The sequence below is a fragment of the Streptomyces sp. NBC_00045 genome, assembly GCF_045041095.1.
Taxonomy (GTDB): domain Bacteria; phylum Actinomycetota; class Actinomycetes; order Streptomycetales; family Streptomycetaceae; genus Streptomyces.
On sequence record NZ_CP108272.1, the window covers coordinates 137,698 to 151,671 of the forward strand.

Annotated in this window: 12 protein-coding genes; 8 read left to right on the plus strand and 4 right to left on the minus strand. The window is 70.6% G+C overall.

Features of this window, described 5'->3' with window-relative positions:
• Positions 1–236 precede the first annotated feature (236 nt).
• Positions 237–452: a ferredoxin gene (locus OHA65_RS36650; RefSeq protein WP_327286163.1), complete on the minus strand. Its 216-nt coding sequence runs from the start codon at positions 450–452 to the stop codon at positions 237–239.
• 14 nt (positions 453–466) lie between these two features.
• Positions 467–1,705, minus strand: coding sequence for a cytochrome P450 (locus OHA65_RS36655; protein WP_327286164.1), 1,239 nt, complete (start codon positions 1,703–1,705; stop codon positions 467–469).
• A gap of 421 nt (positions 1,706–2,126) precedes the next feature.
• Between OHA65_RS36655 and OHA65_RS36660 the strand changes: the two genes are divergently transcribed.
• The 8 genes from OHA65_RS36660 to OHA65_RS36695 all read left to right on the plus strand — a co-directional run bounded on the left by OHA65_RS36660 (position 2,127) and on the right by OHA65_RS36695 (position 9,874).
• The gene (locus OHA65_RS36660) at positions 2,127–2,912 is read left to right on the plus strand and encodes an alpha/beta fold hydrolase (RefSeq protein ID WP_327286165.1); all 786 of its coding nucleotides are present in this window, start codon (positions 2,127–2,129) and stop codon (positions 2,910–2,912) included.
• Positions 2,913–3,112: 200 nt separating this feature from the next.
• The gene (locus tag OHA65_RS36665) at positions 3,113–4,579 is read left to right on the plus strand and encodes an AMP-binding protein (RefSeq protein WP_327286166.1); all 1,467 of its coding nucleotides are present in this window, start codon (positions 3,113–3,115) and stop codon (positions 4,577–4,579) included.
• 11 nt (positions 4,580–4,590) lie between these two features.
• Positions 4,591–5,826, plus strand: coding sequence for a type III PLP-dependent enzyme (locus tag OHA65_RS36670; RefSeq protein WP_331730397.1), 1,236 nt, complete (start codon positions 4,591–4,593; stop codon positions 5,824–5,826).
• Complete coding sequence (locus tag OHA65_RS36675) at positions 5,816–6,313, plus strand: cobalamin-dependent protein (protein ID WP_331736284.1); 498 nt, start codon at positions 5,816–5,818, stop codon at positions 6,311–6,313. The genes OHA65_RS36670 and OHA65_RS36675 overlap by 11 nt, the downstream gene beginning before the upstream one ends.
• A complete protein-coding gene (locus tag OHA65_RS36680; protein WP_327286168.1) occupies positions 6,310–7,677 on the plus strand; it encodes a methylaspartate mutase in 1,368 nt (455 codons plus the stop codon). Before OHA65_RS36675 ends, OHA65_RS36680 begins: the two co-directional genes overlap by 4 nt.
• Entirely contained in the window at positions 7,674–8,429 is a 756-nt protein-coding gene (locus tag OHA65_RS36685) for an alpha/beta fold hydrolase (RefSeq protein ID WP_327286169.1), read from the plus strand. Before OHA65_RS36680 ends, OHA65_RS36685 begins: the two co-directional genes overlap by 4 nt.
• A 162-nt stretch (positions 8,430–8,591) precedes the next feature.
• Entirely contained in the window at positions 8,592–9,338 is a 747-nt protein-coding gene (locus OHA65_RS36690; protein WP_327286170.1) for a TetR/AcrR family transcriptional regulator, read from the plus strand.
• Positions 9,339–9,673: 335 nt separating this feature from the next.
• Positions 9,674–9,874: a hypothetical protein gene (locus OHA65_RS36695; protein ID WP_405763543.1), complete on the plus strand. Its 201-nt coding sequence runs from the start codon at positions 9,674–9,676 to the stop codon at positions 9,872–9,874.
• A gap of 132 nt (positions 9,875–10,006) precedes the next feature.
• Here OHA65_RS36695 and OHA65_RS36700 read toward each other — a convergent pair whose 3' ends face one another.
• Both OHA65_RS36700 and OHA65_RS36705 read right to left on the minus strand, forming a co-directional pair.
• The gene (locus OHA65_RS36700; protein ID WP_331736290.1) at positions 10,007–10,918 is read right to left on the minus strand and encodes a hypothetical protein; all 912 of its coding nucleotides are present in this window, start codon (positions 10,916–10,918) and stop codon (positions 10,007–10,009) included.
• Positions 10,919–11,652: 734 nt separating this feature from the next.
• Positions 11,653–13,284, minus strand: coding sequence for an MFS transporter (locus OHA65_RS36705; protein ID WP_327286173.1), 1,632 nt, complete (start codon positions 13,282–13,284; stop codon positions 11,653–11,655).
• Positions 13,285–13,974 lie beyond the last annotated feature (690 nt).

Sequence of the window (13,974 nt, forward strand, 5' to 3'; positions counted from 1 at the left end):
ACACACTCGTTGTCCGCAGCGGACGAAAGGACGTAAAGACGTAAAGACGTTCGAAAGGACTCCGATGTGACGGAGCGTCAACAAGCTCGCCGTCCGCCCGGAGACGACGGGGCGTCTCCGGACGGACGGCCGGGTCCGTTCGGGCGGACGGGGGATGGCCGTCCGAACGGCTCGGGCGACGGATCAGGGGCGGTTCCCGGGCGGGGACCCGCCCCCGGTCGTCCAAGCGGGTGGGGTCACTCGGCCGCGGCCGCCGCGTGCTCGACGAGGCTCAGGGCCTGCACCGGGCACGCCTCGATGGACTCCAGGATCTGGTCGCGCAGCGACTCGCCGGGTTCGTCGACGACGAGGACGGCCTGGCCGTCCTCGTTCTGGTCGAAGACGTCCGGACCCGAGAGCACACAGGCCCCACAGGCGACGCAGACGTCCTTGTCGATAATGACCTGCAGCATCTTCGTCCTCTCCGTTACCAGGTGACCGGCAGTTCGTGCAGGCCGTCGATGAGCGCCTTCTCCTTGAAGGGGAGCTCCTCCACCGGCTTGGCGAGGCGCAGCCCGGGGATGCGGCGCAGCAGCGTCGTGAACACGACCTCCATCTGCATCCGGACCAGGACCTGGCCGGCGCAGCGGTGGTGGCCGTAGCCGAACGCGATGTTCTGCGCGGCCTCCTTGCGGTGGAAGTCGAGGGTGTTCGGGTCCGCGAAGACGCTCGGGTCGTGGTTGGCCGCGGTCAGCGAGCAGATGACGCCCTCGCCCTTGCGGATCAGCTGGCCGCCGATCTCCGCGTCCTCCTTCGCGACCCGGACGGTGCCGTGGTCGGCGACGCTGGAGAAGCGCATCAGTTCGTCGACGGCCTGGCCGGCGAGCTCCGGGTTCTCGCGCAGCACGGCCGCCTGCTCGGGGTGGCTGAGCAGCACCAGGACGGCCATGGTCATGCCGTTCATGGTGCTTTCGTGGCCGCCGGCGATCATCGTGCGCACGAGGGCGCTGATGTCGGTGGGGCCGAGGTCGCCGCCGCGCTCCTGGTTGCGCAGGATCAGGCTGCTGATCAGGTCGTCACCGGGGTTCTCCGTGCGCTCGGCGATCAGCCGGTGCAGCAGGATCTCGACCTCGGTGTTGGCGGCGGCGTGCTCCTCCGGGGTGCCCTGGGTCACCAGCGAGGTGATCCAGCGGTAGAAGAGGTCCGTCTGGTCGCGCGGCACGTCGAGGAGCTCGGTCATCGCGACGGACGGCAGCGGCATCGTCAGCGCGGAGATGATGTCGACCGGGCCGCCCTGGGCGAGCATCGCGTCGATCAGCTCGTCGACGATCTCCTGGGTGCGGGGCCGCATGGCCTCGACCTTCTTGGCGGTCATCTCCGGCATCAGCATCATGCGGTGCTGGGTGTGCACGGGCGGGTCCATGTGGAACAGGGTCCGCTGCACGATGCCCTGCTCCAGCAGCTCCAACGGGAAACCGAACTGGAGCGGGTAGCCGGGGTCGGCGATGTCCGACTGGAAACGGGGGTCGCGCAGCATCTGCTGCATGTCCTCGAACCGGGTCAGCAGCCAGGCCTCACGGCCGTTGAACGTCAGCTTCACACGGGAGACCGGCTCCGTCTCGCGCAGCACGGCGTACTCGGGAGCCGGCTGCATCGGACAGCCGGTGCGCGCCAGCGGAAACGGGCGGACCGTCGTCTCCGACTGCGCATGGATGAGTTCCGTCATGGGTCCCTCTCTCATCCGCCCCGCACCTGGTGTGCGGTCACGGCCTGGATCGATCGCGTGGGTCGTGGTCGGGCTCGGGCTCAGCCGGTGGCAGTGGGAGGGCGCACGCACAGGTGCGTCACCGCGTCACGGAAAACGCCTGCGCATTCCTCCCCCAGACTCTCCCCCAGCTGGGAGGTGCCCCCATCCGGAGGGACCCCCAACCGGAGTTCACCTCATTCAGGCTGCTGTCCTTCACCCCTGCTGAAAACCCCTAAGCCGCCGCGCCCCTGGTGGGAATGGCGGGGACCGGCCGAAATTAGGGGTGGTGAAGGGTGGTCACAGGGGGCGGCGGCAATGGCGGCGCGGGCCCGGGCGCCGTTTCGATGGGACGAGGGCAACGGGATACCGCCCGGTTGCCGGGAAGGGAAGTCGAAGAGTCATGACGGAAACGCTCCAGGGCACCAGCGCATGGATCCGGCGGTTCCAGCCCTCGCCGGACGCTCCCCACCGCCTCGTCTGCTTCCCGCACGCGGGCGGCGCCGCCACGTTCTTCTTCCCGATGGCCCGGGCGCTCGCGCCGGACGTCGACGTCCTGGCCGTGCAGTACCCCGGGCGCCAGGACCGCCGTACGGAGGCCTGCATCGAGGACATCGAGACGCTCGCCGCGCACGCCACCGAGGAGGTCCTGGCCCGGTCCGACCGGCCGGTGACCCTGTTCGGGCACAGCATGGGCGCCATGGTCGCCTTCGAGACCGCCCGCCGCCTGGAGGAGCAGGGCCGGCCGCCGGCCGGGCTCGTCGTCTCCGGCATGCGCGCCCCGTCCCGGGCCCGCGGCCGGGCGGGCCGCGCGGGGACGGAGCGGGCGGAGACCGCCGAGGAACTCGTCGCCGGCATCCTGCGCCTCCAGGGCACCGACGCGGCCGTCCTGGACGACCCCGAGCTCGTCCGCATGATCCTTCCCACCATCCGCAGCGACTACAAGGCCGCCGAGAGCTACCGCTGGCGCCCCGGACCGCCGCTGTGCACGCCGATCGCCGTGCTGACCGGGACCGAGGACCCGCACGTGAGCACCGACGAGGCCGCCGCCTGGCGGGAACACACCGCCGGGCCGTTCACCCTCACCGTCTTCACCGGTGGGCACTTCTTCCTGAACGAACACGCGGACGACGTCCGGAGGGTCGTGATCGACCACATTGCCCGGTCGTTCCAACCGCACTCAGTCTGAATTCAAGCGGCACCTGAAAAGAAGGATGTCCTGTCTCCCTCGGCTCTTTTCCAGCCGGTTTCCACGGGGGGACGAACCGAGCCACAACTCGAAGAGGCAGGAGTGGGGCGTTGGTCAGCCTCTCGTATTCGATACGTGAAGAATCCGGAACAACCGGAATTACTCCCGGACCGTCCCGGGGCGAAACCGTCCACGGACTTTTGGACGCAGCCGCCGCGGCGGCCCCGGACGCCCCCGCCATCCGCGACGCCGCGGGTGCCTGGACCTACCGGCAGCTCGACGAGTACAGCCAGGCGTTCGCCGCCTGGCTCGCCGGCCGCGGCATGGGCGTCGGCGATCCCGTCGTCCTGCAGCTGCCGACCAGCCGTGAGCTGGCCGCCATGTTCTACGGGGCCGCGCGGGCCGGAGCGGTGTTCGTACCGCTCAACCCCACGATGAAGCCCTACCACCTGCGCCAGGTCAGCGAGAACGCCGGGCCCAAGCTGGCCATCGGCTCCGCCGAGACCGCAGCGGGCCTGCGGGAGGCGGTCGGCGCGGTGCACCTGCTCGCCGACGTGTGGGCCGAGGTCGAGGAACTGCGCGCCCGCGGCGCCCGCACCACCTGCGAGGTACGCCCCGAAGACGTGGCGACCCTCATCTACACCTCCGGCAGCACCGCCGCCCCCAAGGGCGTCGTCTGCCCGCACGCCCAGGTGGCGTTCGCCTCCCGGGCGCTGACCGAGGCACTCGGGTACCGGTCGGACGACATCGTCTTCTGCCGCTTCCCGATGTCCTGGGACTACGGCCTCTACAAGGTCGTCATGACCTGCATCGCGCGCTGCGAGATCGTCCTCGCCGACCAGGACTCCGACCTCACGCTGGTGCGCCGGATGCGCGAGACCGGTGCGACGGTGGTCCCCATCGTCCCCTCCTTCGCCTCCATGATCGTCAGCCTGGCGAAGCGGGACGCCGAGCCGCAGGCCCCGGTACGGATGTTCACCAATACCGGCGCCGCCCTGCCGCCGGCCACCATCGACGCGCTGCGCGAGCACTTCCCCGGAGCCCGCGTGGTCCGCCAGTACGGCCAGACCGAGGCCAAGCGCATCACCGTGATGCCGCCCGAGGAGGACCGCGAGCGCCCCGGCGCCGTCGGCCTTCCCCTGCCCGGCACCCGCGTCCTGATCGTCGACGCGGACGGCAACGAGCTGCCCGCCGGCGAGGTCGGCGAGATCGTCGCCGTCGGCCCGCACGTGATGCCCGGCTACTGGAACAGCCCCGAGATCACCGCCAACACCTTCCGCACCGACCCCGCCAGCGGGCAGCGCAGCCTGCACACCGGGGACTACGGCCACCTCGACGCCGATGGCTACCTCTACTTCGAGGGCCGCCGCGACGACATGTTCAAGCGCAAGGGCCTGCGGATGAGCACCCTCGAAATCGAGGGCGCCGCCATGGACATCCCCGGAGTCCGCGCCGCGGCCGCCCTGGCGCCCGGTGACAAGCACGACCTCGCCCTCTTCGTGGAGGGCGACCTGACCCCCGCCGAGGTGCTGAGGGGCGTGGCCCAGCGACTGGAGCCCGCCAAGGTCCCGGCGATCGTCCGCGTGCTGAGCGAGTTCCCGCTCACCCAGCACGGCAAGAACGCCCGCAAAGAGCTGGCCCTGCTGCTCGAAGGAAGTGGAAAGTGAGTTTCCCGTCCATGGAGCCGACCGAGCTCGCCCGCCAGTACGGCACGCCCCTGTACGTCTACGACCTCGACCGCGCCCGCGCCGCCCGCCGGGACCTGTTCGGCTGGCTGCCCGAGGGCTTCGAGGTGTTCTACGCCTTCAAGGCCAACCCGCACGTCGACCTCGTCCGGGCACTGCGCGACGGCGAAGGCCCCGCCTGCAAGGCCGAGATCAGCTCCACCGGTGAGCTCGCCGCAGCGCTCGAAGCCGGCTACCCGGGCTCCGACATCCTCTACACCGGGCCCGGCAAGACCCCCGAGGAGCTGTACGAGGCCATCGTGGCCGGCGTGCGCACCTTCTCCGCCGAGTCCCTGAGCGACCTGGAGCACATCGGCGGCGCCGCCCTCGAACACGACACCGTCGCCGACTGCCTGCTGCGCATCAACAGCGCCTCGGCCAGCGCCACCACCAGCATCCGGATGACCGGCGCCCCCACCCAGTTCGGCATCGACAGCGAAACCGTCCCCGGGATCGCCGAGCAGCTGCGCTCGGTGCCCGGTACCCGCATCGCCGGACTCCACCTCTTCTCGCAGAGCAACGCCGCCGACGAGGAGTCCCTCATCGGCGAACTCACCCACACCATCCGCGTGGCCGCCGCCATCCAGGACGACCTGGGCGTCCCGCTGCGCCTGCTCGACATCGGCGGCGGCTTCTCCGTCCCGTACGCGCAGCACGGCGAGCGGGCCCGCTACCCCAAGCTCCGCACCGAGCTGGAGGCCTCGCTCGACGTCCACTTCCCGCAGTGGCGCGAAGGCGCACCGCGGCTCGCCGTCGAGTCCGGCCGCTACCTGTCCGGCGACAGCGGGACGCTCGTCGCCCGCGTCAGCAACGTCAAGGTCAGCCGGGGCAAGAAGTTCGTCATCCTCGACGCCGGCATCAACACCTTCGGCGGGATGTCCGGCCTCGGCCGGCTGCTGCCGGTGTCCGTGCAGGTCGAGGCGGACGCCGAGACGGAGAAGGCGAGCCTGGTCGGCCCGCTGTGCACCCCGGGTGACGTCCTCGGCCGGGGCATCGACCTGCCCCTGCTGGAGGAGGGCGACTTCGTCCGCATCCCCAACGCCGGTGCGTACGGGCCCACGTCGAGCCTGCTGATGTTCCTCGGGCGCCCGGCCCCGACCGAGGTCGCCGTGTCCGGCGGCAAGGTCGTCTCGGTCTCGCGCATCGAGCACGTACGCACGTACCGGACCGAGGAGGGCGATGATGCGTGACCTGCCCGCGAGAACCGCGGAGGCGTTCGTCGAACGGTCGAAGGGGACCGTGATCGTGACCACCCTGGCCTCCGACTCCCACACCTGGAACCTCGTCTTCCTCCAGCTGCTCATCGAGGAGTGCGGATACGACGTGGTCAACCTCGGCCCCTGCGTACCCGACGAGCTGCTCGTCTCCGAGTGCCGCGACCGCAACCCCGAGATGATCGTGATCAGCAGTGTCAACGGCCACGGCTACCAGGACGGCATGCGGGTCATCGGCCGGCTCCGGGACTGCACCCCGCTCGCCGCGACCCCGATCGTCATCGGCGGCAAGCTCGGCACCGACGGCGGCGAGGGCGCCAGCCGCACGAACGAGCTGATGGCCGCGGGCTTCGACGCCGTGTTCGAGGACGGCCAGGACCCGATCGCCGCGTTCCACGCGTTCCTCGCCACGCTGCCGCCCGCGCCGCAGCGCGCCGTGGACCACGCCCGGGTCTCCGCATGAGTGAACCCGCCGCCGTCCGCGAAGGGCGGCCCGCCGGCCCGGCCCCCGTCGACTTCGGGGAGTTCGTCCGCAGGGAGGGCGGCAACGGCCGCCTGGTCGTCCAGCCCCGCATGGGCTTCGGGGACCCCGGCCGGATGCGCACCGGGCTCGTCGCCACCAAGGCCGCCGACGCCGCCACCGTCGGCACCCTCACCCTCGACAGCTACACCCGCGTCGGAAACCTGGAGGCCGTCGAGACCGCCCTGCGCGACGGCATCGACCTCAACGGCTACCCGGTCGTCAGCCACCCGCCGGCCACCACCGCCGCCGTGCTCGGCGGCGTCCGCGACGCGGGGTTCCCCGTCCAGGTCCGGCACGGCTCGGCCACGCCCATCGACATCTTCCGGGCGATGATGCGGCTGGACCTCAACGCCACCGAGGGCGGCCCGGTCTCCTACTGCCTGCCCTACGGGCGCACCCCGCTCGCGGACGCCATCCGCAACTGGGAGGACTGCTGCGACCTGTACGTCCGCATGCAGGACGTGGGCATCGAACCGCACCTGGAGACCTTCGGCGGCTGCATGATGGGCCAGCTGTGCCCGCCCAGCCAGCTCGTCGCCATCAGCTTCCTCGAAGCGATGTTCTTCGCCCAGCACGGGCTGCGCTCGGTCTCGATGAGCTACGCCCAGCAGACCGACCCGGTCCAGGACCGGGAGGCGGTCACCGCGCTGCGCCGGCTCAGCGCCGAACTGCTGCCGATCGACAACTGGCACGTGGTCATCTACGCGTACATGGGCGTCTACCCCGAGACCGACCACGGTGCGTACGGGCTGCTCGGCAGCGCCGCCGAACTCGCCGTCAGCACCGGCGCGGAACGCCTCATCGTCAAGACGGCCGCGGAGGCCCGCCGCATCCCGACCGTCGCGGAGAACGTCCAGGCCCTCGAATACGCCAGCCGGACCGCGCTGCGCACCGGCCGCGGACCCGACGACGTCTTCCTCGACTCCCCGACCTACCAGGAGGCGCGCGCCCTGGTGGACGCCGTCCTCAACCTCGACGACGACCTCGGGCGCGCCCTGCTCAAGGCGTTCCGGCACGGCTACCTCGACGTCCCGTACTGCGTGCACCCGGACAACGCCGGCCGCGCGCGCAGCTACATCGACTCCCGCGGCCGCCTCGCCTGGGCCGACACCGGCAAGCTCCCGCTGGCCGGGATCGCCGAGCGCGGGCCGTCGCGGAAGATCGGCTCGGCCGACCTGATGAACGACCTCTTCCATGTCCGGTGCAAGTTCGACGCAGGTCCCCGCGAGCTCGACCCCGTCACCGCGGAGCTGATCCGCGGACAGGCGGCGGTCGGGCCACGGACGAAGGAGTACACCGCATGACCATCACCCAGACACCCGTGGAGACCGGCGCGTGGGTGCGCCGCTTCCACCCCGACGGCCGGGACGCCGCGCACCGGCTGATCTGCTTCCCCCACGCGGGCGGCTCGGCGTCGTTCTACTTCCCCGTCTCCCGCGCGCTGACCCCGGGCGTGGACGTCCTCGCGATCCAGTACCCGGGCCGGCAGGACCGCCGCCACGAGCCCTGCATCGACTCCATCGCCGCACTCGCGGACGCCCTCGCCGAAGAGGTGCGGCCGTGGTGCGACCGGCCCGTCACCTTCTTCGGGCACAGCATGGGAGCGACCCTCGCGTTCGAGGTCGCCCGGCGGCTGGAGGCCGAGGGCACCGTCCTGCACGGACTGTTCGCCTCGGGTCGGCGCGCCCCGTCCACCGTGCGCGACGAGCGGGTGCACCTGCGCGACGACGACGGCCTGCTCGCGGACATCACCCGCCTCGCCGGTACCGACACCGCGGTCCTCGGCGACCCGGAGATCGTCCGCATGATCCTTCCGGCGATCCGCTCCGACTACCGGGCCGCCGAGACCTACCGCTACGCGCCCGGCCCGCAGCTGACCTGCCCGCTCTTCGTCCTGACCGGCGACAGCGACCCGCACGTGACGCCCGAGGAGGCGCGCGCCTGGGAGCAGCACACCACCGGCCCGTACGCGCTGCGCACGTACCCCGGCGGCCACTTCTACCTCAACTCCCAGGCGGGCGCCGTCCTGGGGGAGATCTCCGCGCACCTGGGCTGACCGGCCCCGGTCCGGGTACCGGCTCCCGCCGAACGCGGCGGGAGCCTTTCCCGTATCCCGGCCGGGGTGCAGGAAAACGGCCTGGTGACGCATAACATGTCACCCATGCGTGCGTGATACGCATCGAATCCGTGAAGAGGACGAATGAAGGCGGGACGCTCCATGACCAGCAACGAGGGCAGCGGCCTGCCGGGCAGCATCGACGTGCTGTGGGAGCTGCGCAGCCGGGAACAGCGCGGAGCGCGCGCCGGCCTGAGCGCGGCACGCATCGTCACGGCGGCCATCGAGTACGCGGACCAGTTCGGGCTGGGTTCCCTGTCGATGGCCCGGGTGGCCGAGCGGCTCGACTTCGCGACGATGTCCCTGTACCGGCACGTGTCGAGCAAGGACGAACTCCACTCGCTCATGGTCGACATGGCGTACGGCAAGCCGCCGCTGCTCGAAGGCAGCGACAAGGACTGGCGCGGCGGCCTGGAGCTGTGGGCCCGCGCGTTCCTGGAGATCTTCCGGCGCCACCCGTGGATGCTCCAGGTCCCGGTCAGCGGGCCGCCGCTGGAGCCGGGCCAGATGAGCTGGCTCGAATGCGGGCTGCGCACGCTCGGCCGCACCGGGCTCTCGCCGAACGAGAAGCTCTCGGTGATGCTGCTGATGGTCGGCTACGTGCGCAACAACGCGCAGGTGTCCATGCCGCTGACCAGCCAGGACCAGAGCGAGGAGGAGTTGATGGCCAACTACGGCCGCGCGATGGACAAGTTCGTCGACGCGGAGACCTTCCCCGCGGTCCGCGAACTGATCGAGGCCGGCACCTTCCAGGAGACGGACGACGACTTCACCTTCGGCCTGGAGCGCGTCCTCGACGGCATCGAGGTCCTGATCCGCAAGAACTCCGGCGAGGACCTGCTGGGCTGAGCCGGCCACCCTGCCGGAGCAGGCGGCCCAGCAGGGTGGCCGCGCTCGACGTGCTGTGGATCGTGACGAACGGCAGCCCGGGGACGTGCCGCTCCGGCGGAGGGCATCGCGTTCCCTGTCTGTCGCTGCCCGAGTGGTATCAGGGCGTGGCGCGAGCCCGGTGAGCCGGTGATGTGGCGTGCGGACGAGCTGGAGCTGATTGCGTCGCCGTCTGTCGCCAAGGGGGCCCTCGCGCTCGAAGACCCCGGGCTGCCGGATACGTGGTGGGCTGCGCTAATGCCTCACTGGACGCCCTCGCGGACCAGCAGACGCCGCGGATCGCGACGCCGGACACGGTGACGATCACCCAGGAGCAGGTGACACAGACACTCGGCGAGGTCTTCCCCGGCATCGCCGATACGCGGATCGAGCGGTGGGCGCCGGCTCATGCCGAGTCATGTCACGCGGCCGTGACGGTGTCAGGCGTCCTGCCCCGCCGCGCTGCCCCGCGCCTGAAAAGCCTCGGGTACCTGCTCGTGGAAGCGCGACGCAGATGACGGACCGAAATACCCATGGCGGTCGCGACGGTGTCCGCCGAGACCGCCATGGGTAGCCGCTGATCAGGTGTGCCTGCTGTGCTCGCGAGAAACCGCGAGCTGTCATTGGCCCCGCATCAGACGGATGGATGCTCAGGGTGCATTCAGGTTGAAATCCTGTGTGGTGTTGTTCGTGGCGCCGGGGCTCTTGATGTTGTTGTTGATGCTGATGTTGTTGAACATCGGGAGGATGCCGCTGAGGTTGATGGGCAGGATCGACACGCCGCCTCCCCCGGTGCTCCCGGCTTCGTAGGTGATGGTCACCACGGCCGCTCCGGTCGCGGGTGCGGAGGTGCCACCCGTCGGAACGTGGTCCGATCCGCCGCCGCCACCACCGGGCCCCTGCACACCACCGATTTGGAGGGTGCCGCAGCCCCCGCCTCCGCCGCCGCCGAACCAGCCGGCTCCGCCGCCGCCTGCGGCGAAGCTGGCTCCGCCGGTGCCGCCGACCCCCTCTGCGCCGGGGGTGCCCGGCGAACCGGGGCTGAGGGTACATGTGGCTCCGCCGGAGCCGGCGGTCGTCTGGGTTCCGCCCCCGCCGCCCCCGGCGCCGCCGCTGCCGCCGGTCTGACCGGTGGTGCCGGCGTTTCCTCCGGTGGCCCCAATGGTGGGGGGAAATCCGCTGATGCCGTTCCCCCCGCCGCCTCCGCCGCCCGCGACGATCAGGCGGGGGTCGGTGGCGGCGACGCCGGTCAGGGTGCAGCCGGGGCCGGCCGAGCTGCAGGTGCGGACGTCGCTGGAACCACCGCCCGCAGTCCCCGGTCCGCCGCCCGCGCCCCCGCCCGTGGCGACGTTGACGTAGAGCGTGGTGGTGCCCGACGGCACGGTGACGGTGCCGGTGACGGTGTCGCCGGTCCCGCCCGCGCCTCCGTCGGGTGCGTTCTCGCCTGCGGCGCCGGTGGCGGTGATGGTCAGCTGGGTGACGCCGGACGGGACGTCGAACGGCTGGTTGGCGCCGGCGTTGAAGGTAACGGTCACGGGCGCCGCCTCGGCGGGCGTGGCCATGGGGACCACCAGCGCCGCCGGCAGCGCCGTCGTGGCGAGCAGGAGAGCAGCACGCCGGGCCGGGCGCCGTAGCCTCTCGGCTGTGGCTGCGGCTCCACGTCGCTGGGATGCCGCACGTTGCAGGCTCAGTCTCACGCTCGGGACTCCTTGAGAAGGGATGCCGAAACCAGGGCACCGCGGAAGGGTTTGATATTCCGGTCCCTGTGCAGGACCTCCGACGATCAAGTCACACCCGTCCGTGTCGGTCCTCCAGACACACCGTCACGGCGCGCCGCGATCCACCTTCCAGCCCCTGCCCGTCGCCGGAGCGGCAGCGCACGGTGGCGATGTGGGAACGGTGACGAGGGCGAAGAGCCGGTCGACCAGGACGTCGAACCCGAGACGGAGCTGTGTGACCTGTGCGGGACATCGGCCTCGGACAGCACGAAGTGGTATGACATCGAGGGGCGTTCGGGGCCACAGAAGCATGACGATGGAGCCGCCGAGCAGGCGTAGCGCTGTTCCACGAGCTGCGAGGCGAGCGCGCGTTGAAGCCACGGTGTTTCGTCCACAAGCCGTGTGACGACCTCGCCCGCTTGCTCGATGGACAGCTTCCCCGTAGCGACCGTGGTGTCGTCGCCACACCGTGAACCGCCGTCGCAGTCCAGCGAGTCCGGGCACGAAAGACGTCCGCCCCGACCACCTTCTGGTGGTCGGGGCGGACGTCTTTCGTGCCCTTCGGGGCCTGTCGTCGATCAGTGATAGGCGACCGAAGAGTGCGGTGCGGCGGCGGGGGTGGAAGCCGCACCCGCGGTGGTCGGGATGTGCTGGGGCTCCTGCGACTGGGCGGCCTCGACCGAGCCGGGCAGTGCCGCCTCGATCGGGGTCTTGCGGAGCAGGAGGGCGGCGATCAGGGCGGTGAGGAGCATCAGGCCCGCACCGACGAGCGAGGCCACCTGGAGGCCGTGCGTGAAGGCCTCCCGGCTCGCGTCGATCACCTGGGCGCCGATCTGCTGCGACTGGTGGGCGGCCACGTCGGCCGCACCGCCGATGGTGCTGCGCAGCGAGTCGAGCGCCGAGCCGGTGACGCCCTCGGGGCTGACCTTGGCCATGTCGTCGCGGTAGACGGCGGAGCCGATGGAGCCGAGCGAGGCGAAGCCGAAGGCGATGCCGAACTCGGTGAAGGTCTCGGAGGTCGCCACCGAGGAACCGGCCTGCTCCGGCGGGGCCGAGGTGACCACGATCTCGGCGGCCAGCGTCTTCGACGCCACCATGCCGCCGGCCAGCAGGCCGACGCCGACGAGGACGACCGCGATGTTGGAGTCGACCTCGACCATGGTCAGGACGCCGAAGCCGGCGGCCATGATGACCAGGGCGGAGCCGATGAGCACGGCCGGGCGGACCTTGCGGCCGAGCGAGGCCGACAGGGCGACCGCGACACCGATGGCGGGCATCGGGGCCAGCGACCACAGCGAGGCCTTGAGCGGGGAGTAGCCGAGCACCAGCTGGAGGTACTGGTTGGTCAGGACGCTGCTGCCCATGAGGGCGAACGCCACCATGAGGTTGACGATGACCGCGCCGCTGAAGCCGCCGCTGCGGAACAGCGAGATGTTGATCATCGGGTTGGCCGTGGTCTTCTGGCGGATCACGAAGGCGACGACCAGGAGGGCGCCGACCGCGGCCCAGACGGCCGCGCTCTGGCTGTAGCCCTCGATGACGAGCTCCTTGAACCCGTAGATCAGCGCCATGACGCCGGCCAGGGAGAGCACGGTGCTCAGCAGGTCGAGCTTGCCGCGGTTCGGGTCGCGGTACTCGGGCAGCAGGAACGGGGCCGAGAGCAGGACCAGGACCATCACCGGGGTGTTGATCAGGAAGACCGAGCCCCACCAGAAGTTGTCCAGCAGGAGGCCGCCGACGATGGGGCCGATGGCGGCACCCGAGGTGAGCGTGCCACCCCAGGCCGCGATGGCGGTCTTGCGCTCCTTGGAGTCGTGGAACATGTTGCGGATCAGCGCCAGCGACGTCGGCGTCAGGGTCGACGCGGCGAGGCCGAGCAGGGCCCGCGAGGCGATGAGCATCTCAGGGCTGGTGGAGAAGGCGGCGAGGGCGGAGGCCACGCCGAACAGGGCGGCACCGATCAGCAGCAGCTTGCGGCGGCCGATGCGGTCGCCCAGCCAGCCGACGGTGACCAGGGTGCCGGCCAGGACGAAGCTGTAGATGTCCATGATCCACAGCAGCTGCGAGGCGGTGGGCGAGATGTCCTCGCTCAGCGGCGCGATCGCGAATCCCAGCACGGATACATCGACAGAGACCAGCAGGGTGACCAGGACGATCACTCCTAGGCCGATCCACTCCTTCGTTCCTGCCTTGGGCTTCAGTTCCGTCATGGCAATCGTCCATATCCTCTCGGCGTACGCGGCACGCAGAGCGTATCAGGTACGCACTTGCGTGTCACGTACTCGTTGGGGGGTGGAGGGTGGGGTGGGGGGTTGCGCCGCGAGCGGTGGAAGCGGGAACGGGTCCTGCGTGGAGCGGCGGAAGACAGCGTGAGCGCCTCGGGGTGCGGTACCCCAGGCGCTCGTTGGAATTGATATGAGTGAGATCCTGCACGGAAAACTGATCGCCGGTTCGGACTGCTAACGCCGGGCCTTTGTCAGGCATTTTTTATCCTTGAAAGCGAGCGTATTTCCGGTGGACGATTCGTCTGACCCTCGTCAGAGTTTCCGCCCTGAACGCTAACGGAGCGATTTGCCCCGGAGCTACCCCTAGCCACCCCTAAGCCGACCCCTGGTATGCCGTTGCCCGCGCCAAGGGGTCCGGCCGGAGACGGGGGCGAACTCGGGCCCCTCCCCACCGGGGAGGGGTGGGGCGGCAGTGATCCTAGGGGGCCCGGGGCGGTGCTCAGGGGTGGGCGGACCACCCTTCGCCGAAGTAATTTTCGAGAGATCTCAGTCCGTTGCGAGTTTGTGGAACGTACGTGCCGATTCGGCGCAGGGTCGGAATTCCTGCCCCCGAGTGCACGGAATCCGCATCTCGCCCCGGCGTCGTCGAATGGCATAGGAGGGTGTGCTCGGTGA